Origin of the sequence: Amycolatopsis sp. WAC 01376, assembly GCF_003947415.1 — a bacterium.
Lineage (GTDB): Bacteria > Actinomycetota > Actinomycetes > Mycobacteriales > Pseudonocardiaceae > Amycolatopsis.
In genome coordinates, this window is record NZ_QHKL01000002.1 from 799,579 (window position 1) to 826,571 (window position 26,993).

Consider the following 26,993-nt stretch of genomic DNA (forward strand, 5'->3'; position numbering starts at 1 on the left):
TGGCTGGCTTCCTTCGTCTGCGTGGTGAGGATCAGCGGAGCGACTGCTCGATCGCGTCGAGCTGCCGTTTGAACTGCTGGGATCCGGGGCCCGCGCCGCGCATCGCGGCGGTGAGTTCGCGTACGGCCCGGCGGGTCCGGTCGCCCTCACGCCTGAGCGCGGCGGCGTCCTGGCCGCGCCCGCCTTGGCCGGTCTGCTGCCTGCGCTCCAACGTGGTGATACGCCGGGTGAGCTGGTTCTGGCCGGTGCCGACCCGCCGGACCCCTTGCAGGGCCGCCGTTGTCTCCCGGCCGATGGCCGCCGCGCGCCGGTCGAGCCGGGTGACCTGGCCGCGCAACGTCGAGATGCTCTGCGAGATCGGGTTGAGTCGCGCGGTGATGCCCTGCTGTACCCCGGTGCCGACCTGGTTGGCTCTCCGTAGCGCGGTTCCGGCGTTCTGGTTGGCATTCCGGGCGAGCCTGTTCGCGGCGGCGGCGTCCTGGGTGACACGCCGGTCGAGTTGGGTGATCCGGCCTTCCAAACGCTGTTCGAGCGGCTTGATCTGGTTGGTGACGACCCGCTGCAGTGCTGAATCAATCTGGTTGGCTTTGCGAAGGGAGTTCTGGGCAAGCTGATGGGCGTCATCGGCTTTCTTCTGAGCGGCCGCGGCCTCTGCCTTGATCTGCTCGGGCTTTTCGCCTTTCTTGCCCGCGAGGTATTCCTGGAGATCGAAGAGTGGCTTGGACTCCAATCGCACGAGGTCGGTCTGGGCACTGACGATGTTGAACTCGCCCTTGATGCCGTTGATCGCGAGGTTGAGGGCGTTGAGCTCGTTCTTGATCGCGGTGATCTCGCCCTTGTGCAGCACGGCCGGGTCTGGGAACGCGACCTTGAACGCCGCGACGGCCTGCTTGAGCAGAGCCTCGCTCTGCTCAGGCGTCAGCGGGCCAGGGCCGGGACCGGTCGGGTGGTAGCCCCCGATGGGCGGCATGGTCACGTCCGTCTCCTAACCAGCGCTGCGGAAGAAGGCGAGGATTTCGCTCGCGTCCGTGCTCTCGGGTTCCGCCTTGAGTGCTTCCTCGTCGACCGCTTCGGGCCCTGGCCGGGGAATGGCTTGCGGGTACGGGATCTCCTCGGCGTTCTCGTCCCGGTTGACCGTGGCGAACATCCAGTTCGACACCGCGAGGTGATCCACCACCGCGGCCAGCAGGTGGTCGCTCAGGTGCCATTCCGCTTCCTCGCCGTGCAACGCTTTCGCGAACGACGAATCCCGCGGCAGGTGTTCGATGAGCACCTTCAACCGCCGGGACGACAGCTTCTCCCGGTACCAGTCGAGCAGATCCACGTTGTAGTACCGCAGCAGGTCGGCCTCGAGGGCCTCGGCATGCTCTTCGACGAGCGTGCCGAGGCTCAGCCTTCCCCCAGCGGCAGACCCGTCTCCTTGCCGTAGGCCTCCAGCAGCGCGGCGACGTCCTGCACGGTCACCGTGTGCTTGTCGAAGCGCGCGTACTGCTCCTCACCGAGCAGCACCTCGAGCAGGCCGTCGATGTCGTTGTCGTCGATCTGGCTCAGCTGTTTGGCCATGGCACGCGGGAACTCGCGGGGCAGCCGGAAGACCTCGTCGTCCAGTTCGAACTCCCAGTCCGTGCCGTCCACCTCGAGGCGTTGGGCTCGAGCGGCGTTGACGTTGAAACGGCCCATGGCGATGTCCTCTCGATGCCGGGCAGGGGGGTGGTCAGACGGCGGCGTACGACGGGTCCTTCATCAGGAAGGTGACCAGCGGGGCCTTCTCGTCGACGGCCAGCGCCGTGTAGGTGACGCCGAGCTTCAGCGGAGCGGTGCGCACCAGCGCCATCTCCTCGGTCTCGGTGACCTGTCCACGCGCGACGACGAGGCGGTACCGCACGTCGTTGCCGTCGGTGAACTCCACGCCGAGCATGCGCTCGTCGAACTTCGGCTCGGCGGCCATCTCGTACTTGTAGACCCCGGACGTCCCGACCTGCGCGACCGCGCCGCCCCCGAAGAAGAACGGCATCGTGTCCTCGTTGAGCTGCAGCATCTGGAACTTGAAGGTCAGGTCGCGGTCGGAGTAGACGAACCGGGCGGGGCTGACGCTCTGCCACGTGTCAATCGGGTCGATCTTGTCCTTTTTGGCGACCTTGACACCGTCGGTCGTGGTGTAGCCGAGGTCCTTCCAGTCGGCACCCCAGGCCGCGGTGGTGTCCGCGGGTGCCGCGGTGCCCAGCGGGGCGACGAGGATGCGGCCGCTGCCGGCGACCCGGATCTCCTTGGCGTTGGAACCAGCCATCAGCGCTTACTCCTTGCTCGGGGAATCGGTCAGGCGGGCCGGACGAGCAGCCGCACCGTGGCCAGGTAGCGGCTGGCCGCCGCGTGGTGGTAGTCGGGCAGCCAGCGCGGGCCGTCCATCTCGGCGACGTCGACCACCCGCGCGCCGCCGTAGCCGGTTTCGCGCAGCGTGAGAACCGCGGCCCTCGCGAGCAATGACACGCCGTGCGCGGCCGTCTTGTCGGGGCCGTAGCACTCCAGGTCGATCAACGGCTGGTCGAGGTACTGGTCGTCGATCCACGCCCCGCCGACGCGCGAGACCAGCACGGTCTTCTGGGTGCCGTTGAAGCCGGGCGGCGGCTTGTTGTCCACGACGATCCCGGCGAGTTCCGCACGGTTCTTGATCGAGTCGACGACCAGCCGCTCGACGTCGGGGAAGGCGATCGGGGCGGTCACGCCTCGCTCGTCTCGGACCGCTCGGCCGCGGGCTCGCCATCGTCGTCCTCGGCTCGCACCCCGATCCGGCCGACCAACGTGACCGCGACCTGGTCGTCGACATCGACCACGTCACCGGGGGAGTGGCCGTCCCACCAATAGGTGAGTCGAATTCTGGGCATGGCTCTCCTAGAAAGGCGCCGACGGGCAGCGAAACGCGAGCAGGATCGATTCCGCGCGCGCATTTGGTGAGCACGGTGAACTCTTGAGTGGAGAGGTGCAGGCGAACCGGCGCATGAATTCCACAATGGACAATGCGCCGACGTGTCAACCGTCGAGCGGGTACACGTATCCCCCCGGGAATGTGTGGTATGCCGCGAAAACCCCATCGCGCCGCGGTGAGATGGCTGCTACCGGCGCTTGAGGCCGAGTATACGCAGATCGGCGTCCGGCTCAACCGGCTCCGCCGAGAACGAGTGCGTAGTGATCAATTAGCTGAAATGTCTTTTACGAATTCATTCGGCGGTGCCGATTCGCCGACTGTTCGACGGGAGAAAGCCTTCGTCGTTCCAGCGGAATCCGCTGATTCGGACCGGCTTTCCGAATGTCGGCGGCGAACCGGCCGCGGGGGCGTGGCGGGCGGCTTCCGCGCGAGCACGCCGCCATGCTCGCGCGGGCCGGTGGGGTGGACTTGCTTACTCACTACTCCAACCGCCTAGACGTGCTGGCTGACCTGCGTGAAGTACAGCGGCAGCTAGAGCGGGCGCAGTCTGCCACGGACGTCGGCAGTCATAGCGTGCGAAGCCTGCCGCCACCGCCAGGGGAGCGGAAACAGTGGGTCAAGCGTCCGCCGCTGACTGAGCAGTTCACCCCGGATGAGCTAGCGCAGATCGTCCGGGACACGAAGGACATGACGCAAGCGGTCGTGGCGGAGAAGTACGGCGTCAGCGTGGTAAGCGTGTGGCGATTGGTGAAGAAGTACAAACGCAAGTAGCCGCACAGAACGAGCCTGCCCCGAGAAACACGGGCAGGCTCGTTCCTTGTTGCGGCTAGCAACCGCTACGCGGCGGCTACACCCCGTGCCGTGTCGTACAGCCAGCCCCGGAAGTCCGGCGAACTGGTGTAGACAGTCGGTGCCTCACCAGGGTACTGCGCAGCTCCCCGGCTGCCCGTGCCGACGAGCTTGGGCACACCGTTGCCCAGCTCCACGGCCGGGCTGCCGGAATCGCCCGCACCGGGTCCATCCGTGCCGTGCGGGTTGTTCGTGCAGACCTCTCCGGCCGACTGCCGGGCGTCGGCGCACTTGACCGGCGGCAGTACCCGCGTGCTGAGCTGCTGGAGCCGCGTGGGGAGGGGGCCGCTGCCGTCCGGCTGGTCGGCACCCCAGCCGTAGAGCATCACGCGGTCGCCCGGCTTGGCCGCACGTCCGGCGAGCTGGATGGGCTGGACGTTCACGGCGTGGTCGAGCTGGAGCAGGGCCACGTCGTTGACGGGCTTGTCCGGCGCACCGGCCGCCCACTGCCAACCGGGGTGTACCACGATCTTGACCACCTTGGCTGCCTCGCCGCCCTGCGTCCGGTCCTTGGAACCGACGCGCACGGAGAAGGTTTTGGCACTGGTCGGCACCTGCCCCGGCGGATTGCCGGGCATGTCGGTGACACAGTGGGCGTTGGTGACCACCCACGAGCGGAACAGCAGCGCCGCACCGCAGGTGTGGTAGCTCACGCGTCCGTAGGCCGGGGCGTCGTATTGGAGCGAGGCTGCCCAGCCGGTATTTCCGATGGCCTCGTTGCCGCCCACGATGTTCGGCTGCACGTCAGCCGTCGCTGGACTGGCGGCGAACACTCCGGACAAGCTCAGAAATGCAAGCGTGGACGCAATTACAGTCTTTCTCAAGGGCTTCCTCTCTCGTATTTTCTGTGGTGCTTTTGCTACCTCCGACGTGTCGGGTGCCGGAGGGGATTAGGGAGAGCGCGTGCCGCTTTTAGAGCTGCCGTCCGTGTCGGGCGCGGTAGGCCGCCAAGGCCGCTGCTTCGGCCGGTTCGTTGCCGTCGCTGTAGCAAAGCGTCAAGTGATGCACTTCCGGCGTTCCGGCTTGCTCGTCTTCTAGTTCCAGCTCGGCGGTAATGGCCAGCACGTTCACGCCGTCTTGTCCCGGCTCGTTCAGCCAGAAGGCTGCCTCAAAGAAGCTGTCCGCCAGTTTGGTGTTGGAGAACGTCATCACGTAGGCCACGGGTCGGCGTCCAATTCGGTGGGGGTTATTCAAGGCGTTTTAGCCCGTCCAAAATGCGCTGCATGAGTTCTTGCTCTGGCCGCTTGGCTGTCTTCTGGCGTGGCCAGGGCGTCGGCGGCCGGTTAACGTACGGCCGTCTGCGACGCGGCAACGGTGGCAGCTTCGGCATCGGCTGCGTCGGGATGTCGTCCGGAGAAATCACCGGTAGTACTTCCGTTGGGGCACGAGCGAAATCCGCTTCTGCTCGCTCTTTTGCAACACGTGCAATGATCGCTGCTGGGGACCGTTCGTCCTTGTGCCCAATGCCGCGCCGGTTGCGTAGCCGAGTTGTCGCGAGCATTCCCAGCCCGACAAGGAGGAAGCCACCACCCAAGATGACGACGTACCAGCCAACCGGGTTCACGGCCCTAGTGAGGTGTCGTCCGGTGGTTCCCGTAGTGCGTGACGCCCGAGCGGTGAACCAAGCTTGTCGGCGTAGTAGTGCACCGTCTCGGCCAGTTCAGCCAGCAGAAAGCCAAGCTCGCGCAACTCCGTCCCTGGCAACTCGCCGGTCTTGAGTTTCCCGGAAACGAACAGCATGTGGTTGGCAATCGCTTCGATGCTGTCAGGGAGCTTCATCTGGTGCTTGGTCACCGGCCTGCCTTTCCTGCGCCTCGGCATGGTCTTCGAGTAGTACGGCCAGCTCACGCAGTAATCCGGCGTATTGACGCTGCTTCGGTGGCGGCATTTGGCCGACCAGGAGTGCGCCCGCAATGTTTTCGACGTTGGCCGTCACTGCTCGCAGTGCTTTAACCAGGTCGATCGTTTCTTTCATCATTGGTCTGGTGTTAGTCGCTTTCCCGAAGCACGAGTACTTCGGCCGCGGCTTCAAATTCGAGTTCTCCGAGCATGGTGTTTTGCAGCAGGATGCTGCGCGCGAGATGGCGCAACGACGGAATGACGACATGGTGAGCATCGGCACGCTTAAGCTCGATAATGAGTTCCTGGAACGCCTCGTGCGAGCCACACGAAAACTCAAAGAAGAACGTCACCAGGTAGAAGCCCTTGAGCGCAGCGAACGTCCGCAAGGCTTCTTCCAGCCGTCGCACCTTGTCGTCCGGCACGTCACACGGCACCCGCATGTAGCCGTAGGCCAGCGGCCGGGTGATCGGTTCGCCTTCGGCGGCTATGTCCCGTGCTGGCCGTTCGGCCACTCCCGCCGTCATGTCGTGCTCCGTTCGCCTTAGTCGCCTGGTGAGCCGGTTGGGCGACACCCGGCAGCCGGGACGATCGACCAGGGCGGGCCAGTGAACCGTTGCGGGAGGCCGCCCGTGGTCTCGGGGGAGGCGACCGGTCAACCGGCCGCCGGGTGTCTGACCTGCATGATTGTGTGGTTGACTGTCCGAAGTCGAGGAATCACCGGCGGTTGTGAAGAACTGTCAAGGAGCGATCGATGCCTGGGGACGTGGCGCTCGGTACGGTGGTACGAGACCTGCGGCGTGCCCGGAAACTGACGTTGGCCGCCGTCGCCCGTCGTGCGGGCTGCGCTGAGTCCCAACTGTCGTACGTGGAGTCGGGCCGTCGCCAGCTCCACCGCTGGCTGGCCGAGAAGTTAGACGCCATCTACGACACCGGCGGCATCATCACCAGCTTGTTGGCGGGCGGCGACAACCGGACGTGTGGCTCGGTTGCACTGCGGGTACCCGATGACTCTGTGTTACACGTTCAGCTGCCGGGAGGAGGTGGCCAGGTGCCCATTTCGCGGCGTGAGCTGCTGGCTAGCCTCGGTATCGGGCTGCTAGCTAGCCCGACGCTGACGCGGCTGGAACAGGCCCTTGGCGCGGTGCAGCCGAACCGCGACACGCTGACTACGCTGGCGGACGCGCTGGAGCACTACCAGGCAGCGGCGCGGGCCTTGCCGCCGTCCCGCCTGCTCGACGCGCTGACTGCCCAGATCGCCGTCCTCGACAGTCTCCGCCGCCGGGCTGAACCCGGCCTACGTGCGGACTACCTGGTACTGCAGGCCCGCTACGCCGAAAGCTTGAGCTGGCTGAGCGAGGAGGCCGGCCGTGCTGAGGAGGCACTGTTCTGGACCGACCGGGCAACGCAGTGGGCGCAGAGCAGCGGGTGGACGGCGATGACTGCCTACACATTCGTCCGCCGCTCCATGATGGCGGTCAGTTTTGCCAGTGACGGCCACCGCGCCGTTGACCACGCCCTGGCGGCCTACGAGATGCCGCTGGCTCCGGTCCGTATCCGGGGTCTCGCCGCCAAGCAGATGGCCTTCGGGCATGCCTTGGCGTGGGAGGCTGACGCCAGCGCTCGCGCACTCGACCAGGCCATGATCCTGCTCGACGAGCCTGGTGACGACGGCAGCGAACTCGGCCAGCGCAGTGTGGTCAGTGATGACCTGTACGCCATCTTCCGGACGACGTGCGACATCTACCTTGGCAAAGGTGAAGCCGCCATTGGTGTGCTGGAACCGCGCCTGGCCACGCTCTCCACTGCCTCAGCTCGTACAGCGACGATTACCCGCGCCAAGCTGGCGCGCGCTTACGCCAACGTCGGCCAGCCGTACGAAGCGGCCCGGCTGGCCTGGCAAGCCATTGATGACAGCACCGCCCTGCAATCGCTGTCCGCGCGCAGCGAACTCCGGCGCGCCGTGCCGGTACTCCAGCACTGGCGGCAGCGCAGCGAAGTCGCCGATGTGCTCCACCGCTTGCAGAGCGACACACCTACGAACGCTTGAGTCGCTTGATATCCAGCGCCGTTTCCCTTACTGAACCGTCCGCCTGCCGCTCCACCCAGTAGGCCCCGGCGTTCTTCCGGTCGCTGATCGCCGCCACCAACTCCGTGCCTTCGAAATGCAGTCCGGCCCCGGCGTCGGTGGCGTAGCCCGCAGGCAAGGTCACATCCCTGATGAGCTGCTGAAACTGCTCACGGCGGTCGGCGTAGTGCACGGTGTTGGCGTACGGCAGTAGGCCGAGCCCATCCGTGACGGCTTGCACCGGTCCAAACGAGTCCGTTGTCCCACCGACAAACCAGCAGAGCGAACCGGCCGACTCCCCAGCCAGCACCACGCCCGCTTCCCAGCAGTCCCGCAGTACCGCGTCAAGCCGATGCGCACGCCAGACGGCCAGCAGATTCACCAGGCTGCCGCGATCTACCCAGATGACATCTTGGCTGTGCAGGTGCGCAGCAACGTCGTCGACGTTTGGCTTGTCGAACAGGGCGAGGTGCGACAGTTCGACCGGCTGGTCGGCAAACGCTGTTTCGAAGTGGTCCAGCGTGTCGCGCTGGTCGCCACTAGCCGTGGCCACGACGCAGAGCTTGGGCGTACCGGCCGGACGGGCCAGCTCACAGGCGTAGTCGAAGACCGGGCCGGGCTGCCACAGGTCACGGGCGCGATTGAGGCCCATGGAGGTGGCGAGGATGGTGGGAGTGTGGGCTGGCACGGAGTTATGGTGCCAGGTTCACCCTGATGGTGCACGATGTCGTGCTAGAACACGAGAATCCCGAAAGGGGCAGCTTCGCCAGTTAGAACGCGCGTATACCAGGTAAAAGTTGACAGTCCAGGTTCAGGAAATGCATCCTCAACCGCCAGCGGAACAGGACAGTCTTTTTCGTGTAGCGGAGCTATAAGCATTCCTCGGTTTCCTTCCGGAGACGCTGCCAACACGAAATGCGCCACAATGCAGGCTTCCTGCGTCAGTTGGGCAAGCCCGTAGCGCTGCGCGATAGTAGCAAAAGAGATTAGGTCGCCAATGAATTGCTCGCCGAGAGTTAATGGCAACCGCCCGTGTGCAAGCAATGTGTGCAACTTCGTTCGCAGTAACAAAATGTGCAACATTTCTTCTGGGTCTGAAGTGTCCTTGAATTGCTGCAACAACTCATTAACTTGAAATGCGACAGTAGCGAAGTCGCCATGACGAACCGCGTCATATCGTAGTTGATGGCGCTTGTTGGTCAGAATTTCAAGTAGGCCGCTATCAAAGCGTTCTAGCTGATACTCAAACCACTCTGACTGGTTGTTGATGTACCTGCCATGAATCTCCGGATTGTGGCTATATGACATCGCCTTGAGTACTTCTGTAAGATTTAGTAGCTCCTGCGCCTCGCCTATTTTCCTTGTTGTGTTGATGCTTATGAGTATAGGCGGAGAGGCGGCGTCACCCTCCCATTTATTAGACTCGCTCTTGAATACCTGCACCGCATCCCTGCACAACTGCCACCGAGAACCAACGCTTGCCAGTGTCATGAGTCTGAGCGCTGCCGTCATGGCGTATACGGCGCCATTCCGGCAGTTGGCGTTGTCGGGGTTGAGCTCAAATTGCTTCTGGGCGAACCCGTAGAGGCCGATGGCAGCATTGAGGTAGGCACACCTGGCCTCCGTCGCAGCCAGGCGCAAAAAGGCCTCACCGAGCCAGATCGGATTGTGCGTATGCGGCGACGCTTTGATCATCGCCATCGTGTCCATAGCCAGTTTGCTCGGAACCGGCGTGACGCAACCAACTAGGCGAGCGTCAATCTCGACAAAGTTCATCCATACTTGCCGTTCTAAATCATCTGGAGCAGCCGCGGTTCGCATGGACGCTATTACCGACAGAGTCTTGTCAGCGTATCCTACGGCGTCCCCACTGTTATCGTAAACGCTACGCGCATCAGCGTAGAGCAGGTCGAGCAGGTCGATGTCCGAGTGAACATAGTTAAAGACTTCTGCCTGTTCGGCGCGTGGTCTGTTACGTAGGGCGAGTTCGAGCACTCTGGCGAGGCGCTTGCGCTGGAACAGCGCAGTGCCCTGGATATAGTCAAACTTGTTCATTGCAATGACAACTCGACCAAGCCTTGCGTACCTGCGTTCAGCATCGCTGAGCTCATCGAGTCGGGCAAGTGCACAGTCCATGTGGCAGTATAAATTGATTGTAAGGCCGTGGATTGAACTGCCAATGAACACGTCATTGAAGAGATACGAAAAGTTATGTAGCAGCTCCACGATGGCGTCGTGCGCGTAGTTCTTCACTTGTTCGCCGATAAGTCGATGTGAAAGACTGTGCATCATCCAACCGCTTGCCTCCTCGCGAATGAGGCGAAGCCGTCTCAGTTCGGAGAACGCCAGGGAAAAAGCATACTCCGGGGCGACGTCCGGTACACCGTAGTAACGAGCGAAGAGTGTGCGATGGCTAGCCTGTAGCAGCTCGATTGGTAGTTCCTTGGGAAATACCTGCGCAATCAGCGCTAGAGCAAGCAGTGCTTCCGGCCTTCGCGCGGCCTGTTCGCGTAGCAGCTCAGCATAGATAAACGTCAGCGAGCGTTCGCGGTGTAGTTCACTCCCCGTTCCAAGGGCGACCGATGCATTTATGTGCAGTTGATCTAAAAAGACCCTGAGCGGCATCCAGCCGTCGCTAATAAGGTTAGCGGCGTGGTCGATGGCAAGCGGTAGATATCCCAGCTGATCTGCCAGCTGGCGGCAATCGTCATCAGTCGCATGTGTCGGCTCGATAAGCATACGCGCTAAGGCCGTCGCTTCTTCCGCCCTCATAACGTCGACGTCAATCATGCGATGTGCACAAGACGGACGCAGTTCGCCGTTGTTTGACGTGACGACGAACAGCACTGTCGGTCTAGCAGCGACAAGGGATTCTATTGTCTCCCAAGCGGATACGTCGTCGATAAAGACGACTGACTTGTTGTTGCGTGGAGCGTTGATGTAGCTAATGAACGTGCGTACAAGTTCGTCATCATTGTTGTCGACGTGGATATCGCGTTCGGACAGTTCGCGGGCGAGCGAATTATAGAGGGCTCGTGAGGATGAGCCGTCTAGCCTGAGGCAATCACGGCCGCCGGCCTCGGCTTGCTCAATGAGTTCGGATGCGAGTCGAGACTTCCCTGTGCCTCGTGCGCCAACGAAGCAGATGACGCCTTGTGGCATCTCCCTCGCTGCTTGCCAGAACTGTTCTTCCAGTGGTGTTCGTCGGACATAGCTACTGAGCTTCGCCGCGTCGGCTTGAGGTAGTTCTGTTAGAGACACATCGGTCATGTCATCTGGGCATAGATACGCCGCTATCTGTCGGCAGGCGTGGTTGAAGTCTTTTTGACAGGTACTAACGGCGATTCGAAGTTTCTCGTCAAGGCTGTGAGCAAGCTTCGTTCGCCGCTTGGTAATAATCTTATCAGTCACACCTTCCGGTGACACATTGAAGCAGACAGTTACGGCGTTTCTGTACTGCTCGGCGCGGTCTTTAATGCTCAGCTTCTGGCGAGCCGGTCGTACCTCTAGCTTCAAGATTCTCACACGGAGAAACTGCACGACATCTTTCCAGGTCGCACTGAGTTCGCCTTCGGGGTTAATACGTAGCGCGCGGCAAAGCGCGCGGCCGTCACTTCGGAAAAACTTGATCAGCTTGTCATCCGGCCGTCCAGCGCCTTCGTCTTGGGCGAATGCTCGCAAGCTGCGGTACACCTCGGAGAAAGTTGGCCCAACGTCGTCGGTCATGTGCTCCCGCCCTCGTTGCGTCGCTGGCAAGCCAGTCTAGGTGGCTAACAACCGCGTGGACATCGCTTTGCTAAAATGTTATAACTTACTCTGTAAGAGCTATTTATTTCATGACAGAAAAACCACCTTCTGATTCCGGCAAAGGACAACGCGCGTGGATGTATTTGCCTGAAGACCCTCGCAGCAAAGAATCAATAGCCGCGCGGGGCGGATTGCCACCAACCTGGCTAGAGGTTGCGCAATACGTCCAATCTGAGGGCGCATTTACAGATTACGACGTACACAAGCTTGCTGCGATGCTGGAACGTGGAGAAAGCCCCGGTCTTGGTCCAGTTGTAGAAGAGACTCCAGGATACAGCCTCGACGAGCGTCCCCGTTACAAAGACCTTCCGTACATTCCAGAGCTGGATTTCGACTATCCGGAGGAGCGGGAGCGTCCCGAGTCTTGGCCACCTAAGGCTGCACCCCACGACCCGGCCGCGTCTCCGCCAGCCACACCAGATGGTCCGGCCAGTCACTAGCCTCGGCGTTGATGTGACCAAACCACCGCTGAGCTGCGCAAACGTACTGGTCACTAGCTAGTGACTGGTCACAACTTCAGCCTGTGCCCTGGCCGCTGGTCTAGTGGTTGATGTCAGGCAGTCACCGCCACCCGGAGCATCTTTTCCCGGTTCGCGGCCTGCATCCCGCTAGTTTCGGGGGAGGTGTTACCTCACATGAAGCAAGGCTCTGGTTCTCTTCTCGGACGCATCATCGGCATTGTGGCCGGGCTGTTGGTGCTTGGGTTGTTCCTGCGGCTCATTGCCGGAATATTGTCCCCGATCTTGCCCGCCCCGTTGTGGCAGGCTATTTCGAGTGGCTGGGACATGCTATACGGCACTATCGGCCCTGCACTTCCTGCAATTGGAGCCGCGGTCATCCTCGGCGGCATTGTGTGGGTCATTATCGGCCGCCGCAAGTAATCCACTCTTTCGAAAGAAGGCATACCCATGCTGTTTTTCCTGTGCTGGCTGGTCTTTGCCATTTTCATGATCGGCCTGTGTATCGACCTCATCATTCACTTCGCCGGTGCATTTCTTCTGATCGCGGCGGTTATCGTCGCTGTTCTGGTGCTCTATCTGGTGCTGCGAAAGAGTCGTCGATGACCCCTGTGGCATTCGGCCTCGTTGCCTCCGCGTGCGGCCTGGCCGGCTACGCCATCGGGAGGGGCCACCAGTGGTTTCGGACTGCCCGTCATCTCATGGGCCCCACCAAGAAGGGAAAGAAAAGATGACCGAACCATCTGCTCAACCGACCGGAAACTTCGGTGTGCAGCTTCGACGGTTGAGCAAGTTGCTGGAAAGCACCGTAAAGCGCTTGGAGGAAGTGGAAAGCCTCCAGGCCGTGACGGTCGGCGAACAGGACGAGTTGGGCGAGCGACTGACGGCTTTGGCTGACCGGCTGCGTATCGCCATGGAACGGCGCTGCGTCTGCCAGAACGTTGAGACGTTGGCCGTTGACCCCTTCCGGAACTCCACGGAGCACGAGGAGTATCGGGGGTCGTGAAGACGCAGCCGGGCGGCTCGTGGCACGGCAAGGCTGGCAGTGCGGCGCTCGTGCTTGTGGGCGTCGCACTGGCTGGCCGCCTGTCCTGTCGCGTCGATGCTGGCGCACGATCAGCCGGGCGAGCGGCCTACCGGCAATGCTAAGTGCTGTATATAAAACAATAATTTGACGTTGGCATTCGGCCCCAAGTCGCCGCCGTATATTCGGTGTAGCTGAATTTACACACTCTCTTGAAGTTCTGTACGCGTGTCCCTATAAGAAGATGTGGCACAGCTTTGCACGCGTGCAACTTGTGAGCCATCCAACTAACGTGAAGGAGGTTTACTATGCGCAAAGTACGTCGAATACGTGTCCGCGGTGCGCCCCGGAAGAATCCGGACGCCGCACTCGTGGCACAAGCAATCATTCAGCTCGGCCGTGAGATCTGGGAACGCGAGAAGCGCGAACAGTCGGACGAGACACCCGAGGAGGGGCGCCGATGAATGCGGCGCTCATCATCATCATCGGCGGCGGCTTGGTGCTGCTTCTACTCATCCTGGCCGCCCGCTGGCTCGACAGCCAGGCATGGCGTAGAGGACTTGTCGCCCTGCGCCTGCAACTGTCTGGCACTACCACAACGGCTGAAGTCGCCGAGTGGCTCGGACGCGTCCAAGTCATGACTGAAAGCCCCCGCTGGTACTTGTTGCCTAATACGCCTGTGGCACTTGAGGTCAGCGCCGAACAAGGGGCCATTACACATACCGTGCTGGTGCCAAAGCGGCTAGAGCGGCCAATCCTGGCGAGCCTACGAGCAGCGTTGCCGAACGCCCGAGTTGACGAACAGCCGGATTACTTCAAGAGTCGTCCACGGTTTCGCATGGCTGCCGAAGCAACACTAACCGACGAAACGCGGCCGCTCGACGTGAGCCGCGCCCGCGAAACGTCCCAGCACTTTCTATCTTCCCTGCAACCGCTCGCTAAAGACGAACGTGTTGTGATGCAGTGGATTTTCAGCGGCACCACGCGGACAGTGCCGCGCCCAGCTCAGCCGGACAACGCCATGCCGTGGTGGCTGGATAGCGAAGCGCTCTCAACGGCTGATGACGTGCGCGAGCAACGCAACAAATTCAAGTCGCCGCTATTGGCCGCCTCGCTCCGCGTCGGCGCACAGGCCGACAGCAAAGCGCGGGCGCTCGAACTCTTCCACCGCGCCTGGATGCCGCTCGGCGGTATGGATGCGCCTGGAGTGCGCCTACTTAAACGCTGGCATATCTCCGGTTCAAGTGCGATAAGTCGTCTGCGCGATATCCAGCAGCCGCTTACCCGCTGGCCGCTGATCGTGAACGTGCAGGAAGCGAGCGGCCTTGTCGGTATGGCCGCCGAAGGGCTGCGCCTGCCTGGCCTTCCGGCCGGAGTGGCGCGGACATTGCCGACACCGCCGACAGTTGCTCGGCACGGACTCGTCATCGGCGAGTCCAACTACGTTGGTGATCGCCGCCCGATAGGTTTGCTACGCAGTGACCGCCTGCGCCACTTGTGGGTGCTCGGCCCCACAGGTAGCGGCAAAAGTACGCTACTGCACAATCTGATTAAACAGGATATGGAGAATGGCGACGGCATCGTCCTAATTGATGCTCGCGGTGACCTTGTACATGACGTCATTGATACGGTGCCGGAACACCGTCGAGACGATGTAATTGTGATTGACCCGGCAAATACGCGGTACGTGGTCGGCTTCAATCCGCTGGCGCTCGGCTATGACGAACGCAGCCGTGAACTATCCGCCGAACATATCTTGTCAGTGCTGCACTCGGTGTATCAAGCAAGCTGGGGGGTGCGGACGGCGGATATCCTGCGGGCAAGCCTGCTAACCCTTGTGAACACAAAGGCTGTCGACGGCTCGCGCCTGACGTTAGTGGAACTACCGGAGCTGCTGCTCAACGACGGTTTCCGTTCGTTCATTGTGGGACAGCCGCTACCGCCTGCACTTCGACCGTTCTGGGCTTGGTATAACAACCTGAGTCAAGTCGAACGGGCTACGGTCATTTCGCCCGTTTTGAATAAGCTTCGAAATTTTACGCTTTCGACGCCGCTGAGACTGACGCTTGGGCAGAGCACAGGTGTCAATCTTGCTGACGCGTTCACCAAGAAAAAGATAATCCTTGTACCGCTAAAGAAGGGGCTGCTCGGCGCGGAAACCACAGCGCTTGTCGGGTCCCTGGTTATGGCAGGCGTCTGGCAGGCAACGCTTTCGCGGGCTGATATTCCGCGTGAGAGGCGGCGGCCAACCTGGTTATACGCTGACGAATTCCAGGAAATAATGAGACTACCCCTAGATTTGGCTGATATGCTGGCTCAGGCACGTGGATTAGGACTTGGCCTGACTTTGGCGCACCAGTATCTCGGGCAGTTGCCGCCAGAGCTGAAAAGCGCTGTACTGGGAACAACGCGAAATCAGATTGCCTTTCAAGTTGAACACGAAGACGCAAGAGCACTTGCGCCTCGGTTCTCGCCGCTCAGTGTTGACGATCTGCAAGGACTCGGCGCTCACGAAATCGCACTGCGCCCCTCGGTACACGGTACGACACTCGCACCTATTACCGCCGTGACGTACCCGCCGCCAAGCAGCCTGGGTAGTACTGCCGACGTGCTACGCCGTAGCCAGCGAGCGTATGCCGTATCGGCCGCAGACATTGAGGCCGGACAAGCCGACCGTATTGCGTTCGGCAAAAGGAGAACCAATAAACGAACCAAAGGAGGTACGTCATGAAGCAATCAATGACCTGTCTTGTCGGCCGTCCGGTCGCGTCGAGTAGCTGCCTGCAACGCCCCTGGTCAGAGGCGGTAAGTTACGCGTTAATGCCAACGACTCATACTCTCTTCAGGAGAATGGTATGAGCGGGGCGCGTGCCAGCTGGGCAACTATTGCCAGTCTCGCCGAGCGGCTGAGCGAGCGTGATAAAGAGGTCATTCGTGGTCTCGCCAGGGTTCGGCTATTGACGGGCGGACAACTCGAACGCCTGCTATTTGCCCACAACGCCGATTCGCAACAATCTCATATCCGACGCCGTGTCATGAAGCGCCTTGTTGACCTCGGATTAGTTGCGACACTTAACCGCCGTATTGGTGGCGTTCGTGCGGGTTCTGTGGGCTTGGTTTACTGCCTTGGGCGTATCGGGCAACGAATGGCTGACTTCATCAATGGTAGCACTTTGTTGCAACGTACGCGGGCACCGCGCGCACCAAGTGAGATGTTCTTGCGGCACACGCTGGCAATTAGTGAGGCATTCGTGGCACTGGTAGAAACGGCGCGTGGCACTAACAAGAAAGTGCACACGTTCTCGACTGAGCCGTATTGCTGGTGGCCGGACGGCAACGGTGGCACGCTGCGGCCGGATGCACTCGCTATTGTGGAAGACGCTCGTTACGAAGCGACGCATTGGCTTGAGATCGACCAGGGTACGGAAGACCTTGGGCGGATTCGTGGAAAAATTGCCGCCTACGAAGCATTTGCGGCGACGGGCATAGAGGGCGTACACGGCGTGCTGCCGCACGTCGTGTTTGCGACCTCGACTGACGAACGCGCCGAGCTGATCGCACGGGAGATTGCGCATCAGGGCACGTTACGCATGGTCTACAAAGTGACGTCCCAGGCCAGGCTAGCTACCTCATTGTTTCGTAGCCTCCACGCATAGTTTGCGTTGCACGCGTGCAACGTCCGTGAGATAATGTGCGTACATAAGTGGAGGGTAACGTGAAAGTCGAACTTAGTAACATTATCGGAACGCATATCAACGCTAAACGCACAAAAGCGGGGCTGACCTTCGCGCAACTCGGCGAAAAGTCGGGCGTGGCTGCTTCAACTATTTTGCGCATTGAATCGGGCGGCAAGTTGCCGACGCTTCCCACGCTGTTGAGCCTTGACGGGGTGTTGAACTTGGAACTCCCGCAGTTGCTAGCCGACCTTGGTGCGCACGCTGGCCGCGACCTTCCGGAGTTTGAAGAATACCTGCGTGAGAAGTACGGCATGAGCGAGGAAACTGTCGCCGAGGTGGCCGCGTACTTCCGCGCAGCAGTGAACAAGAAGTAGAGAACATAATCGATATGGAGGATGATCTATGGAAGAAGATAGCAAGCAGGAAAAGGATATCGTGAAGCGTTCGGTTTACCTCCTGCGTGTCTCTGACAAAAAGCAGATGTACACCGCAACGGATATCGACCCCGAGGGTAACTCTATCCCAACGCAACGCGAGTGGTGTGACAAGCGGAACCGGGAGTTGAAAGCCCTCAAGGTTGACGAGTATGTCGAAGCGGGCTACTCCGGTCAGGCAATAGATAAGCGGCCGATCTTTAAGCAACTCTTAAAACGTATTGTTGAGCAACGCGACATTGACTATGTCGTTATCTACATGCGCTCCCGTATCTTCCGCAACTACGTGGAAGCTGCCGTTGTTAAACAGCAGCTAGATAAGCTGGGTGTAAAGCTGATCTCTGCAAGGGAGAACTTCGGCGAAGGCTATATGGCCGAAGGCATGGAGGCAATTACGGACGTTATCAACTGGATTGACGTCCGGCGTAACGGTGAAGACATAAAAGTGAAGATGCTCAACAAAGTAAAGAATGGTGGCACCAACGGACAGGCTAGACTAGGCTACATCAATACTACCGCAATCATTGATGGCCATAAAGTGAACACGATCGCTGTCGATGAGGAGCGCGCGAAGTACGTTAAGATGGCCTTTGATCTATTCGCTACGGGCAAGTATAACGTGGATGAGCTGCGGGATAAGCTGACTGACCTAGGGCTCCGAATGCCGAGAAGCAATGAACCCGTATCGCCGCAGACGCTCAACTTGCGTCTCCAAGACCGCTATTACCTTGGTTACGTAATCCACAAAGGTATGGAGTACCCCGGCCGCCATGAGAAGCTTATTTCGGAGGAGCTTTTCGACAAGGTGCAGCGTGTACTTGCTTCGCACTCAGGGTCTGGTGTCCGCCACCGGAAGCATCATCACTACTTGAAGGGGACTATCTGGTGTGACCGCTGCAAGCAGCGCTTCATGGTGCAGCGGGCGAGAGGCCGAAGCGGTGGGGTTTACTTCTATTTCTTCTGCGGCGGCCGTGAAGACAAGGTTTGTGAACAGCCGTATATCCCGATCAAGGCCATGGAAGCAGCCGTTGCGGCTCATTACGGCCGTGCGCTGCACCTAAGCGGTGCGTTCCGCGCTGCCGTACGTGACGCGGTGGATGCCGCTGTGGCGACTAGTTCAAGCCTGTCTGACGACATGCGGGCAGAGTTTGAGCAGCGGCTAGCCAAGTTGGACAAGAAGGAAGATTACTTCCTGGAACTGGCGGGCGAAGAAGACTGGCCGAAGGACAAGCTCCGAGCGAAGGTGCAAGCCCTGCGCTCGGAGCGGCAGAGCATCCGGCGACAGCTCGATCAGGCGGAAGCTCAGCTTGAAGCAGGCCGCCAGGTCTTCTACATGGCCCTCAACCTCCTGGAGCGTCCGCAGGCGGCCTACCAGGCTGGAAGCGAAGAGGTACGGACAGTGCTCAACCGAGCGTTCTTTACCCGCCTCTATGTCGACGTCGAGGATGACATGCCTGTGGTCACCAGTCAGAAGCTCAAGGAGCCGTTTGACGTCCTGTGTGCGACGTACACCGCCTATGAGGCTGCACAGGCGGCTGAGCCGGGGCAGACGCTTGTATGTAGCTCTGAGAAGCAAGCAGGCGCCGCACTCGATGAGTACGGCGCCTGTGGCTTGCGTTCATCCTTGTCAGAGGCGCTAGACCGGGCTTTGCTTGCTGATGGTTCTAGTACGTCTGACATGGTGGGCCCGGAGAGACTCGAACTCTCACTGGCACGGACCTAAACCGTGTGCCTCTGCCAATTGGGCTACGGGCCCCCAGTGCTGCCACGCCGATCGTAGCGTGCGACACGATCGGCGTTTCTCGGCGTGGCCGGTGCCACCGTGGGGGGGTGGCGTCCTCTAACGTGGGCGTTCAGCAAGTCCGTCGCGGCGAGGAGGACACGTGGCTCGCGATCCCGAGACCATCGAGCGTGAGATCGAGCAGGCCAGGAACGCGCTGGTCGCCACACTCGACCAGCTGGGCACGAAGGCGAACCCCGCGAAGCTGGTGGATTCCGCGAAGACCGGTCTGCGCGCGAAGCTGGACGAGCCCAAGGTGAAGTACCCGCTCATCGGCGGGGCTGTGCTGATCGGCGTGCTGCTGATCCGCAAACTCCTGAAGTAGGTCTCAGGAGGTCTGGGCCGCCTTGGCGGGTGTCTTGGCCGACTCAGCCTTCTTCGGGGCCTTCGCCTCGTCGACGGCCTTCGGGAGCTCCTTGCCCTGGGGCACCGGAGGCTTGCCGCCGGTCTTCTCCTTGGCCTTGCCGTTCGACGGCGGAGGAACCTCGAGCGGCTCGATCTCCGGAAGCGTGAGCCTCGCCGTCATGTAGGCGGCGGTGAACTCGAGCGCACTGCCGTTGAGCAGGTGCACCACGGTCGACCGTTCGGGCGGGGACAGTTTCTCCACCAGCTGGTCGGCCCGGTCCCGTGCCGCGATGATGCCCGGTGCGCGACCGGTCAGTTCCTTACCGGAGCCGCTGACCGTGATCTTCCAGTCGTCGTCCTCCTGGACGTACGACGCGGTGATCGGTTCGGTCATCCGCCTCACCCCTCTCCTCGCGAGCATGCGTCACTCAGTGGACTTCGCCACGCCGTCGTCATGACGCCACTTTCGGGTGGTGGCGCCCCCTCCTGACGGAGGCCGTGACTGTCCATCAGAGTTTCTACAGTGTCATCGATACAGTAGGACAACTCTGTGTCACAAGACACTGGCGGCAATGTGCTCTGAGTGACGACCGAATGGCCTAATGCACGCGCATCTTCACAGTCGCTTCAGCGGGCCCTCGCGGACAGGCCCGACCAGAGGACATCCATCGCGTATCCGGTCGCCGTTTCGGGGCTGACGTCCTCGTGCTGCTCGCACCAGATCGCGAGCCGTTCGCACGCGCCGACGACGAACTCCGCGGACGCCTCGGCGCGCAGGTCGTCGCCCGCGTCGAGGTGGTCGCTCATCAGTGCGGCGATCAGATCGGTCTGCTGGCGGCGGGTCCGCTCGATCTCGTCGGCGGCGCCGGTGCCGATCAGCGCCATTTCGTGGCGCAGCAGTGACCAGGCTTGCCGTCGTTCCCGGATGAAGACGAAGAAGGCAAGCAGTCCGCGCCGCAGCGCGTCCTCGGCGGAGGTCGCTCCGACGGTCGCCCGTTCGGTGACCTCGCGCAACGCCGTCCGCGACTGCTGGATGCAGGCCAGCAGCAGTCCCTCTTTCGAGTTGAAGTACTCGTAGAGCATCGGCTTGGAGACCCCCACGCGCTCCGCGATGTCGTCCATCGACGCCGCGCTGTAGCCGCGTTCGGCGAAGACTTCCTCAGCGATTTCGATCATCTGCCGCATTCGCTCTGCTCGTGGCATGCGTTTGCGCTTCGCCGTCGTCACCACAGCACTCTACCGAAGGTAACCTACTTCGAGTAAGGTGTACTCCCGGTAACAGGTAATTCGAACGAGAGGCCGGAGCATGGGCAACCGCACCGAGACCGGGGTCGTCATCGTCGGAACCGGCTTCTCCGGGCTGGGTATGGCCATCCAGCTGCGGAAAGAGGGCCGTGAGGACTTCGTCATCCTGGAGAAGGCCGACGACGTGGGCGGCACGTGGCGGGACAACACCTACCCCGGCTGCGCCTGCGACATCCCCTCGCATATGTATTCGTTCTCGTTCGAGCAGAACCCCGGCTGGTCTCGCGCGTACTCGCCGCAGCCGGAGATCTGGCAGTACATGCGCGACGTCGCCGCGAAGTACGACCTGCACCGCTTCATCCGCTTCGGCCAGGAGATGACCGGCGCCCGCTGGGACGCCGACGAGAACCGCTGGCATGTCGCGTCGAAGTCGGGCGACGAGTTCGTCGCGCCCGCGCTGGTCGCCGGGGTCGGCGCGCTGCACCTGCCGCAGATCCCGAAGCTGCCCGGCATCGAGCGCTTCCAGGGCCGGGCGTTCCACTCCGCCCAGTGGGAGCACGACTACGACCTCAAGGGCAAGCGGGTCGCCGTGGTCGGCACCGGTGCCAGCGCGATCCAGTTCGTGCCGCAGATCGCGAAGGACGTCGCCGAACTGACCCTTTTCCAGCGCACGCCGCCGTGGATCATGCCGAAGCCGGACCGCGAAATGCCCGAAGCGCTGCGGAAGGCGTTCAGCTCGGTTCCGCTGCTGCAACGTGCCTTCCGCGACGTCCTCTACTGGGGGCTCGAGGCCCGCGCGATCGGCTTCAACGGCCAGCCGTGGGTGATGAAGATCGGCCAGCGCATCGCGAAGCGCAACATCTTCAAGAGCGTCAAGGACCCGGAACTGCGCCGGAAGCTGACGCCGGACTACACCATGGGCTGCAAACGCGTCCTGGTCTCCAACGACTACTACCCGGCGCTCGCGCGGGACAACGTCGACGTCGTCACCGAGGGCGTGAAAGAGGTCCGCGAGCACAGCGTCGTCGACGGCGCCGGCGTCGAGCACGAGGTCGACGCGATCATCTACGGCACCGGATTCCACGTCACCGACGCCTTCGACGACCTGGAGATCATCGGCCGCGACGGGCGCAACCTCGGCAAGGAGTGGGCGACCGAGGGGATGCGGACGTATCAGGGCATCACCGTATCCGGGTTCCCGAATCTGTTCTTCCTGCTCGGCCCGAACACCGGACTGGGCCACAACTCCGTGGTGTTCATGATCGAAGCGCAGATCTCCTACGTCGCGCAGGCGCTGCGGCTCGCGCGCGGCAAGGCGCTCGACCCGCGGCCGGAGGCGCAGGAGCGGTTCAACGGCGAGATCCAGCGCAAACTCGCCAAGGGAATCTGGACCCAGGGCGGCTGCAAGAGCTGGTACCTGGACGCGAAGGGCGTCAACCGCACGATCTGGCCGGGCTTCACCTGGCGGTACTGGCTCGACACCCGCAAGGTGAAGCGCGAGGACTACGAACTCCTCGGCTGACCTCGCGAACGCGCGTGAAGAGGGGGAGGGTCCGTGAAAGCCAAGATGGGGGGCATGGCCTTCACGGACCGGGGAACGCCGCGCTCATGAGGGGTTGAGCCGGCGAAGCCTTCCGATGAGATCGACGGTGGGGATGCCGCAGAGCTCGGCCATCCGTTCCAGCGCCGCGAAGTCGAGGTGGACCTCGGCGCTTCCGGCGTCACCCGACCGTTTGAGCCGGTCGTCCGCCCACCGTCTCAGGGGGAACAGTTCCTCCTGGTCGTCCTTGATCACCAGGCGCAGGTCGACCCGGACGCGGCCCGGTTCGTCCACGAACACCCGGCGGTGCACCTTGGCCAGCAGATCCTGTGGCAGCTCGTCCATCGCGACGCACAGTTCGACCAGCCGCACCACGGAACAGTGCCGGGTGCCCAGCTCGTAGGTGGCCAGCGTCTGGAGCGAGATCTCGCTCTGCAGATGCTGGTTCAGTTCCTTGCGTGTCCAGCCACGTTTACGGCGGAGCTTGCGGAGCTCGTCTCCGAGTATCCGCTGATAGCTCTCAGCGTCGATCAGCACTCCCCATCCCCTGCCTTGCCAACCTTCTCCACCGCCCGCCGGTGTGACAAAACCCGGGACGAGCGCGCTCACGTGTATGAAAGTCGGCAGGGCCGCCGCTCTTACGCGGTTTCGGGGGTGCTTTTCCTATCGATTTTGGTCCGCTGGGCCGAATGGGTGAACAAAACCGGCTCGAAGGGCGCGTTTCGGTGGCCGTCAGGCCGGTCAGGGCTGCCCGCCGCCGGGATGCGGCCGTGTCGCGAAAGCCACTTTCGGGACGCTGGACGTCGCGAATCTTCCCCACTCGACCGGTCTGAGCCTGGTCAACGGAGGATCGGGGACGTTGAGTGTCCCCAATCCTCCGTTGACCGAAGTCCGAGACCGGCGCGACCTCGTGACGATGCAGGAATCTGGACACTGAACGTCCCAATTCCTACATCGTCAGCCTTCGGGCCGGTCCGGCGTAGGTAGGCAAATACCGGTCCGCACTCGGGACGCTGCTCGCCGGAAAGGATCGACAGCCGCTAAGAGTGCGCGTCAGTTGACGCAGGGCACGCCTTCGGCCGTGATCGGCTTCTCGTCGGACTGCTCGGGCGGGGGTGCCGCGGCCGACGAACCGGCGGCGTTCTGCGACGAACCGGAGCCCTCGGCGCCACTCGGCGACTTGAAGTCCGAGCCGAGGAAGACCATCACGCGTCCGGCTTCGACGCTCTTGTCCTCTTGGACGGTCGGGTTGCCGCCGAGTTCGTCGGCGACGGCCTGTCCCGCCGCCTTCTGGCCCTTGGCGACCCAGACCACCGTCTTCTTGCGCGCGCTCGCGGTGGCCGTGTCGCCGGCGGTGAAGCCCTTGTCGACGAGTTGCTTCAGCACCGTCGAGGCAAGGCCGTCCCGGTTCGTGGAGTTGCGGACGTCGACCGTGGTCGCCTTGTTGGGCGACTCGGCGGGCGGCGCCTGCTGCTGCTCGCCGGGCTGCGGGCCCGCGAGCCCCTGGACGAAGTTCTTGACCTGTTTCGGGTCGACCTGGATCGCGACGCCGTCGTTCGGGGTCTTGTACTCGATGTTGACGATCGGGATCGTCCGGAACTCGAGCTGACCGCCGGTCAGGCTCTTCATCTGCTGCGCGAAGCCGAAGACGTCCCAGTTCTGGTTGAGCACGACCGACTTCTTGATGGCCGTGATCAGGTCGTTGAGCTTGCCCGGGTTCGCGAGCGTGCCCGCCGAGAGCACCTTCCGCGCCATCCCGGCCATGAACACCTGCTGCCGGACGACCCGGTCGAGGTCGCCGCGCGGCAGCCCGTGGCGCTGCCGGACGAAGCCGAGTGCCTCCACCCCGGAGATGGTGTGCGGGCCCTTGGTGAACTTCGCGCCGGAGAACTGGTCGTTGACGTCGTCGTTGAGGCAGACGTCGACCCCGCCGATGGCCTGCGTGATCTCGCTGAAGCCCAGCAGGTTGATGGCGGCGTAGTTGTCGATGGTCGAGCCGGTCAGCTGCTCGACGGTCTTGATCAGGGTCTTCGCCCCGGCCTCGTTGGCCTTCTGGTCGAGTTCCTTCGGGTCGGAGACGCCGTTCTCCTGCTGCTTCTTGCGCTCGTCGAGCATCGCGCGGGCATACGCGGAGTTGATCTTGTGCTTGCCGTATCCGCCGGGAATGTCGACGTAGGAGTCGCGCGGCAGCGAGATCGCGACGGCCTTGGAACCGTCGTTGGGGATGTGCACGAAGATCAGCGAGTCGGTGTTCAGCTCGCCGTCGGCCTGTCCGGCACGCAGCTGGGCCAGGACTTCCTTCGACAGCGGGTTGCCCTGCGCGTCCGTGCGGCTGTCGAGGCCGACGAGCAGGATGTCGCGGGCGCCGTCGGCGGGTTTGTCGCCCTCGTCGGCACCGATGCCGACGTTCGCGAACGTCAGGCCGTCCATCGCGGCCCACGCGTAGCCGGTCAGGCCCATCACCAGCAGCGAGACGAGGCCCAGCGCGATCTTGGGGCCGCGGAACGACCGTCGTCGCGTGGCCGGCCGCCTGGGCGGACCACCGGCGGCCTGGCGGGCGGGTGCCTGCCGGTCTCCACGGGGCGGGGCCGGGCGGGAAGGAACGCGTCCGGGCGCGTCCTGCCTAGGCCGGGCGGGACGTCGATCCCCATACCCATTCCGAGGCGGATACTCCACGCGGTCTGCTCCTTCTGGTCGCTACCGGTCGACGGTCTTCTCAAGGGACGCATGGTGCCTGTTGAGGGTTGTCGCAGGATTACACATCCCCCCGAAGATGTGGCACGCACCACCGGTTTCCTCACCATGGTACGAAGAACGCCTGGTCAGCGCTGTCCGGCTCAGGGCAGGACACGCCGGGCGGCGCGGGCGGGGACCAGCGTGGCGGCCGCGGCGAGCATCGCGACGACGATCGTCGCGACCGGCAGCGCGACCGAGGCGGCGCTCACGTGTTTGCCGTCGAGGGCGCTCATCAGCGGCGGCGCGCACGCGACCGCACAGACCAGCCAGGTGCCGGTCATCCGGCTGGTGCCGTTCCGCACGGTGTGCAGCAGGTACACCCCGAGCAACAGGTTGACCAGGCTCTGGACCGGGCCGAACCGGAGCCCGAGGAGGTCGGCGTCGGCCGACGCGCCCCCGAAGCGGGTCAGCGCGAAGCCGAACACGCCGAGCATCGCGTACGCCATCCCGACGGTCGCCGCCGCTCGGCAGAACACCGCCGCGCGCAGACCCGGCTCGTCGACCGCTCGCTGTTGCGGTCCCGCATGGCGTTCGAACCACCAGAAGACGAGCACGGCGGGCACGGCCAGCAGGGCCATCGCGAGCAGGACCCGAGGCCGGGCCAGCCAGCTGAGCCCGTCCACGAACGGGCCCGGCAGATAGACGACCGCGACGAGCAGCAGCATCGTGGCCAGGAAGCCGAGGTAGAGACTCATCGGGGCGCGGAGGACGAGGCGGGCGGTCGAGGCGACCGCGGCACGTTCGCCGAGCCGGGCCAGCGGCCGCGCGAGCAGACCGAGGAGCGCGAGCTGGACCAGGCCGAGCAGCAGCACTCCCCACGGCGGGCCCGACAACGCGGCCGGGGCGCCGGGACCGCCGAGCAGCATCGGTCCTTCGCCGCGGACGGCGGCGGCGACGGCCAGCCCGGCGGCGCCGGTGAACGCCGTCGCCAGGAGGGCGCCTCGCCGCAGGCGGACGCCGTCGGCGTGGGCGAACGCCAGCTGCTGGACGAACAAGGCGAGGAACAACGTCTCCGCGTAGCGCGGGACGGCCGAGCCGGACCAGTGCGCGGCGGCCTCGCTCGCCAAGGTCAAGGCCAGCAGCCCGGCGACGGAGGCGGTCCGCGTCCGTCGATACAGCGTCAGCAGCGCCGGCGCGAGCACGACGGTCAAGAGGAAGACGCCGAGCAGCCAGAGCGGATGCAGCGCGATCCGCATGACGGTGGCGTTCGTCCCCGTCGGGATGCCCAGCACCTCCAGCGCGAGCGGGACGACCAGCGCGACGACGGCGAAGATCAGCGCCGGGCGCAGCAGCGGGCTCGCGCGGTCGGCGAGGTACTGCGGGTAGCGGCCGCCGGTCGCGCGGATCGACCGCCAGCCCGCCTCGTTGATCCGGCCGACCGCGAAGAAGATGACCGGACAGAGCTGGGCGAGCCAGGTGAACGGCCACAACGATCGTTCGGGTGCCCCCGCCCAATGCGCGAGCGCGACGGCGGATTCACCGAGCAGCATCAGCACGACACCGGCGACCCCGAGCAACGCCCACCGCCCGACCGGGACCACCGGCCGCGGCTCGCGGGGAAGCGTGACGACGGTCCGGCGGGCGCGGGCCCAGCCGCGGAGGCGGAACACCAGCAACGCGCCGATCACCAGCACGCCGACGATCATCGGGCCGAGCGGGTCACCGACCGGCGGCCCCCAGCGCTGATGCCAGGAGTTGAGCACCAGACCGGCCGTATAGAGAGAGGCGACGACGTCGCAAGTGCCGCGCGAGTCCATCGGGTTGAGGACGCAGGCGTTGTGCATGTCGGCCGAGAGCCGGTCGTCGAGCGAGGCCCTGGCCTCCTGGCCGAGCGGGTGCCCCTTGCGTTCGGCGTAGCGGAGGATGTCGTAGCCGAGGTCGTGGGCCTTGCAGGGGACCGCGTAGTCCCATTTGGTGTTGTCGTCGCCCCAGGGCGCCGAGCAACCCCCGTCGGTGTGGACGGCGCGCACGGTGCCGTCGCGTGCGGTCATCACGCTCGGGGTGATCCCGCTGACCGCGGTGAAGTCGGCGGGCAGTTCGGCGAGCACGTTCTCGACCGGACCCGGCCGCACCAGCGCGTCGACCGCGTTCTGTGCCGCGAGCAGGTCACCCGTCGGTGGGCCCTGGTCCGGCGGCGACGCGGGCCGCGACGCGATCAGGCCGAAACCGAACACCAGTACCGTGACCAGCAACAACCAGCCCGAAGTCGACCATGGCCGCCGGATCCGGGTAGGACGAGCGGCGGCTTGGGCTGTCGCTGGCATGGCG

Annotated in this window: 29 protein-coding genes and 1 tRNA gene; 11 read left to right on the forward strand and 19 right to left on the reverse strand. The window is 63.1% G+C overall.

The genetic code is table 11. The features are described 5' to 3' along the window. Window positions 1-31: 31 nt before the first annotated feature. The 6 genes from DMH03_RS13060 to DMH03_RS42035 form a co-directional block, all read right to left on the reverse strand. Complete coding sequence (locus tag DMH03_RS13060; RefSeq protein ID WP_125792255.1) at window positions 32-976, reverse strand: hypothetical protein; 945 nt, start codon at window positions 974-976, stop codon at window positions 32-34. 9 nt (window positions 977-985) lie between these two features. Further along, window positions 986-1,324 carry a hypothetical protein gene (locus DMH03_RS13065; protein WP_233611485.1) on the reverse strand — a complete coding sequence of 113 codons (339 nt, stop codon included), beginning with the start codon at window positions 1,322-1,324 and terminating at the stop codon, window positions 986-988. Window positions 1,325-1,389: 65 nt separating this feature from the next. After that, window positions 1,390-1,680: a hypothetical protein gene (locus tag DMH03_RS13070; RefSeq protein WP_125792257.1), complete on the reverse strand. Its 291-nt coding sequence runs from the start codon at window positions 1,678-1,680 to the stop codon at window positions 1,390-1,392. A gap of 34 nt (window positions 1,681-1,714) precedes the next feature. Then, window positions 1,715-2,287 (reverse strand): phage tail protein, encoded by a 573-nt coding sequence (locus DMH03_RS13075; protein WP_125792258.1) that lies wholly within the window; start codon window positions 2,285-2,287, stop codon window positions 1,715-1,717. Window positions 2,288-2,316: 29 nt separating this feature from the next. After that, window positions 2,317-2,721 (reverse strand): hypothetical protein, encoded by a 405-nt coding sequence (locus tag DMH03_RS13080; RefSeq protein ID WP_125792259.1) that lies wholly within the window; start codon window positions 2,719-2,721, stop codon window positions 2,317-2,319. Further along, a complete protein-coding gene (locus tag DMH03_RS42035) occupies window positions 2,718-2,882 on the reverse strand; it encodes a hypothetical protein (protein ID WP_158633077.1) in 165 nt (54 codons plus the stop codon). The genes DMH03_RS13080 and DMH03_RS42035 overlap by 4 nt, the downstream gene beginning before the upstream one ends. Window positions 2,883-3,364: 482 nt before the next feature. Here DMH03_RS42035 and DMH03_RS13085 point away from each other — a divergent pair, with 482 nt between their 5' ends. Beyond that, complete coding sequence (locus tag DMH03_RS13085; protein ID WP_125792260.1) at window positions 3,365-3,694, forward strand: hypothetical protein; 330 nt, start codon at window positions 3,365-3,367, stop codon at window positions 3,692-3,694. Window positions 3,695-3,759: 65 nt separating this feature from the next. On the opposite strand, the gene DMH03_RS13090 is transcribed toward DMH03_RS13085, so the two are convergent. The 5 genes from DMH03_RS13090 to DMH03_RS13110 all read right to left on the reverse strand — a co-directional run bounded on the left by DMH03_RS13090 (window position 3,760) and on the right by DMH03_RS13110 (window position 6,138). Then, entirely contained in the window at window positions 3,760-4,545 is a 786-nt protein-coding gene (locus DMH03_RS13090; RefSeq protein WP_233611490.1) for a trypsin-like serine protease, read from the reverse strand. Window positions 4,546-4,684: 139 nt separating this feature from the next. Continuing rightward, the gene (locus DMH03_RS13095; RefSeq protein WP_125792261.1) at window positions 4,685-4,933 is read right to left on the reverse strand and encodes a hypothetical protein; all 249 of its coding nucleotides are present in this window, start codon (window positions 4,931-4,933) and stop codon (window positions 4,685-4,687) included. Between the two features lie 399 nt (window positions 4,934-5,332). Then, the gene (locus DMH03_RS13100) at window positions 5,333-5,566 is read right to left on the reverse strand and encodes a hypothetical protein (protein ID WP_125792262.1); all 234 of its coding nucleotides are present in this window, start codon (window positions 5,564-5,566) and stop codon (window positions 5,333-5,335) included. After that, complete coding sequence (locus DMH03_RS13105) at window positions 5,538-5,750, reverse strand: hypothetical protein (RefSeq protein WP_125792263.1); 213 nt, start codon at window positions 5,748-5,750, stop codon at window positions 5,538-5,540. The genes DMH03_RS13100 and DMH03_RS13105 overlap by 29 nt, the downstream gene beginning before the upstream one ends. Window positions 5,751-5,760: 10 nt before the next feature. Continuing rightward, window positions 5,761-6,138 (reverse strand): recombinase family protein, encoded by a 378-nt coding sequence (locus tag DMH03_RS13110; protein ID WP_125792264.1) that lies wholly within the window; start codon window positions 6,136-6,138, stop codon window positions 5,761-5,763. Window positions 6,139-6,365: 227 nt separating this feature from the next. Here DMH03_RS13110 and DMH03_RS13115 point away from each other — a divergent pair, with 227 nt between their 5' ends. Further along, window positions 6,366-7,661 (forward strand): helix-turn-helix domain-containing protein, encoded by a 1,296-nt coding sequence (locus tag DMH03_RS13115; RefSeq protein WP_125792265.1) that lies wholly within the window; start codon window positions 6,366-6,368, stop codon window positions 7,659-7,661. Here the strand turns inward: DMH03_RS13115 and DMH03_RS13120 are convergent. Further along, entirely contained in the window at window positions 7,648-8,367 is a 720-nt protein-coding gene (locus tag DMH03_RS13120) for a peptidase E (RefSeq protein ID WP_199748848.1), read from the reverse strand. The genes DMH03_RS13115 and DMH03_RS13120 overlap by 14 nt on opposite strands. 44 nt (window positions 8,368-8,411) lie before the next feature. After that, window positions 8,412-11,405 carry an ATP-binding protein gene (locus DMH03_RS13125; protein ID WP_125792266.1) on the reverse strand — a complete coding sequence of 998 codons (2,994 nt, stop codon included), beginning with the start codon at window positions 11,403-11,405 and terminating at the stop codon, window positions 8,412-8,414. Window positions 11,406-12,121: 716 nt separating this feature from the next. Between DMH03_RS13125 and DMH03_RS13130 the strand changes: the two genes are divergently transcribed. From DMH03_RS13130 to DMH03_RS43040, 7 genes are all read left to right on the forward strand, one after another. Then, window positions 12,122-12,367, forward strand: coding sequence for a hypothetical protein (locus tag DMH03_RS13130; protein WP_125792267.1), 246 nt, complete (start codon window positions 12,122-12,124; stop codon window positions 12,365-12,367). A 27-nt stretch (window positions 12,368-12,394) separates the two neighbouring features. After that, window positions 12,395-12,550, forward strand: a complete 156-nt coding sequence (locus DMH03_RS42040) for a hypothetical protein (RefSeq protein WP_158633078.1) — start codon at window positions 12,395-12,397, stop codon at window positions 12,548-12,550. A gap of 124 nt (window positions 12,551-12,674) precedes the next feature. After that, on the forward strand, window positions 12,675-12,950 hold the full coding sequence (locus DMH03_RS13135; protein WP_125792268.1) for a hypothetical protein: 276 nt from the start codon (window positions 12,675-12,677) through the stop codon (window positions 12,948-12,950). Window positions 12,951-13,428: 478 nt separating this feature from the next. Further along, a complete protein-coding gene (locus tag DMH03_RS13140; RefSeq protein WP_125792269.1) occupies window positions 13,429-15,699 on the forward strand; it encodes a type IV secretory system conjugative DNA transfer family protein in 2,271 nt (756 codons plus the stop codon). Window positions 15,700-15,823: 124 nt separating this feature from the next. After that, entirely contained in the window at window positions 15,824-16,624 is an 801-nt protein-coding gene (locus DMH03_RS13145) for a replication-relaxation family protein (protein ID WP_125792270.1), read from the forward strand. 59 nt (window positions 16,625-16,683) lie between these two features. After that, complete coding sequence (locus tag DMH03_RS13150) at window positions 16,684-17,019, forward strand: helix-turn-helix domain-containing protein (protein WP_158633079.1); 336 nt, start codon at window positions 16,684-16,686, stop codon at window positions 17,017-17,019. Window positions 17,020-17,047: 28 nt separating this feature from the next. Then, the gene (locus tag DMH03_RS43040; RefSeq protein WP_370310832.1) at window positions 17,048-18,802 is read left to right on the forward strand and encodes a recombinase family protein; all 1,755 of its coding nucleotides are present in this window, start codon (window positions 17,048-17,050) and stop codon (window positions 18,800-18,802) included. Here DMH03_RS43040 and DMH03_RS13165 read toward each other — a convergent pair. Further along, window positions 18,759-18,835, reverse strand: a tRNA-Leu gene (locus tag DMH03_RS13165). The two genes, DMH03_RS43040 and DMH03_RS13165, sit on opposite strands and share 44 nt — an antisense overlap. A gap of 127 nt (window positions 18,836-18,962) precedes the next feature. On the opposite strand from DMH03_RS13165, the gene DMH03_RS13170 reads away from it, so the two are divergent. Beyond that, window positions 18,963-19,184, forward strand: coding sequence for a DUF3618 domain-containing protein (locus tag DMH03_RS13170; protein WP_005165704.1), 222 nt, complete (start codon window positions 18,963-18,965; stop codon window positions 19,182-19,184). A 3-nt stretch (window positions 19,185-19,187) separates the two neighbouring features. Here the strand turns inward: DMH03_RS13170 and DMH03_RS13175 are convergent, their stop codons facing one another. Beyond that, window positions 19,188-19,598: a hypothetical protein gene (locus DMH03_RS13175; protein WP_199748849.1), complete on the reverse strand. Its 411-nt coding sequence runs from the start codon at window positions 19,596-19,598 to the stop codon at window positions 19,188-19,190. A gap of 233 nt (window positions 19,599-19,831) precedes the next feature. Next, window positions 19,832-20,389 carry a TetR/AcrR family transcriptional regulator gene (locus DMH03_RS13180; RefSeq protein ID WP_199748899.1) on the reverse strand — a complete coding sequence of 186 codons (558 nt, stop codon included), beginning with the start codon at window positions 20,387-20,389 and terminating at the stop codon, window positions 19,832-19,834. A 121-nt stretch (window positions 20,390-20,510) separates the two neighbouring features. Here DMH03_RS13180 and DMH03_RS13185 point away from each other — a divergent pair, with 121 nt between their 5' ends. Further along, window positions 20,511-21,971 (forward strand): NAD(P)/FAD-dependent oxidoreductase, encoded by a 1,461-nt coding sequence (locus DMH03_RS13185; protein WP_125792274.1) that lies wholly within the window; start codon window positions 20,511-20,513, stop codon window positions 21,969-21,971. An 84-nt stretch (window positions 21,972-22,055) separates the two neighbouring features. Here DMH03_RS13185 and DMH03_RS13190 read toward each other — a convergent pair whose 3' ends face one another. The 3 genes from DMH03_RS13190 to DMH03_RS13200 form a co-directional block, all read right to left on the reverse strand. Then, window positions 22,056-22,526, reverse strand: a complete 471-nt coding sequence (locus DMH03_RS13190; protein WP_125785047.1) for a helix-turn-helix transcriptional regulator — start codon at window positions 22,524-22,526, stop codon at window positions 22,056-22,058. 516 nt (window positions 22,527-23,042) lie between these two features. Continuing rightward, window positions 23,043-24,449, reverse strand: a complete 1,407-nt coding sequence (locus DMH03_RS13195) for an LCP family protein (RefSeq protein ID WP_125792914.1) — start codon at window positions 24,447-24,449, stop codon at window positions 23,043-23,045. A gap of 377 nt (window positions 24,450-24,826) precedes the next feature. Next, window positions 24,827-26,989, reverse strand: a complete 2,163-nt coding sequence (locus DMH03_RS13200) for a phospholipase A2 (protein ID WP_125792275.1) — start codon at window positions 26,987-26,989, stop codon at window positions 24,827-24,829. Window positions 26,990-26,993 lie beyond the last annotated feature (4 nt).

Bases quoted from the DNA above. Each gene is read 5' to 3' on its own strand.
- DMH03_RS13185 (WP_125792274.1), top strand. From the start codon at position 20,511: ATGGGCAACCGCACCGAGACCGGGGTCGTCATCGTCGGAACCGGCTTC.
- DMH03_RS13115 (WP_125792265.1), top strand. From the start codon at position 6,366: ATGCCTGGGGACGTGGCGCTCGGTACGGTGGTACGAGACCTGCGGCGT.
- DMH03_RS13200 (WP_125792275.1), bottom strand. From the start codon at position 26,989: ATGCCAGCGACAGCCCAAGCCGCCGCTCGTCCTACCCGGATCCGGCGG.
- DMH03_RS13130 (WP_125792267.1), top strand. From the start codon at position 12,122: ATGAAGCAAGGCTCTGGTTCTCTTCTCGGACGCATCATCGGCATTGTG.
- DMH03_RS13085 (WP_125792260.1), top strand. From the start codon at position 3,365: ATGCTCGCGCGGGCCGGTGGGGTGGACTTGCTTACTCACTACTCCAAC.
- DMH03_RS13180 (WP_199748899.1), bottom strand. From the start codon at position 20,389: ATGCGGCAGATGATCGAAATCGCTGAGGAAGTCTTCGCCGAACGCGGC.
- DMH03_RS42035 (WP_158633077.1), bottom strand. From the start codon at position 2,882: ATGCCCAGAATTCGACTCACCTATTGGTGGGACGGCCACTCCCCCGGT.
- DMH03_RS13145 (WP_125792270.1), top strand. From the start codon at position 15,824: ATGAGCGGGGCGCGTGCCAGCTGGGCAACTATTGCCAGTCTCGCCGAG.
- DMH03_RS13175 (WP_199748849.1), bottom strand. From the start codon at position 19,598: ATGACCGAACCGATCACCGCGTCGTACGTCCAGGAGGACGACGACTGG.
- DMH03_RS13135 (WP_125792268.1), top strand. From the start codon at position 12,675: ATGACCGAACCATCTGCTCAACCGACCGGAAACTTCGGTGTGCAGCTT.
- DMH03_RS13125 (WP_125792266.1), bottom strand. From the start codon at position 11,405: ATGACCGACGACGTTGGGCCAACTTTCTCCGAGGTGTACCGCAGCTTG.
- DMH03_RS13105 (WP_125792263.1), bottom strand. From the start codon at position 5,750: ATGATGAAAGAAACGATCGACCTGGTTAAAGCACTGCGAGCAGTGACG.
- DMH03_RS13075 (WP_125792258.1), bottom strand. From the start codon at position 2,287: ATGGCTGGTTCCAACGCCAAGGAGATCCGGGTCGCCGGCAGCGGCCGC.
- DMH03_RS43040 (WP_370310832.1), top strand. From the start codon at position 17,048: ATGGAAGAAGATAGCAAGCAGGAAAAGGATATCGTGAAGCGTTCGGTT.
- DMH03_RS13070 (WP_125792257.1), bottom strand. From the start codon at position 1,680: ATGGGCCGTTTCAACGTCAACGCCGCTCGAGCCCAACGCCTCGAGGTG.
- DMH03_RS42040 (WP_158633078.1), top strand. From the start codon at position 12,395: ATGCTGTTTTTCCTGTGCTGGCTGGTCTTTGCCATTTTCATGATCGGC.
- DMH03_RS13110 (WP_125792264.1), bottom strand. From the start codon at position 6,138: ATGACGGCGGGAGTGGCCGAACGGCCAGCACGGGACATAGCCGCCGAA.
- DMH03_RS13140 (WP_125792269.1), top strand. From the start codon at position 13,429: ATGAATGCGGCGCTCATCATCATCATCGGCGGCGGCTTGGTGCTGCTT.
- DMH03_RS13195 (WP_125792914.1), bottom strand. From the start codon at position 24,449: ATGGGCCTGACCGGCTACGCGTGGGCCGCGATGGACGGCCTGACGTTC.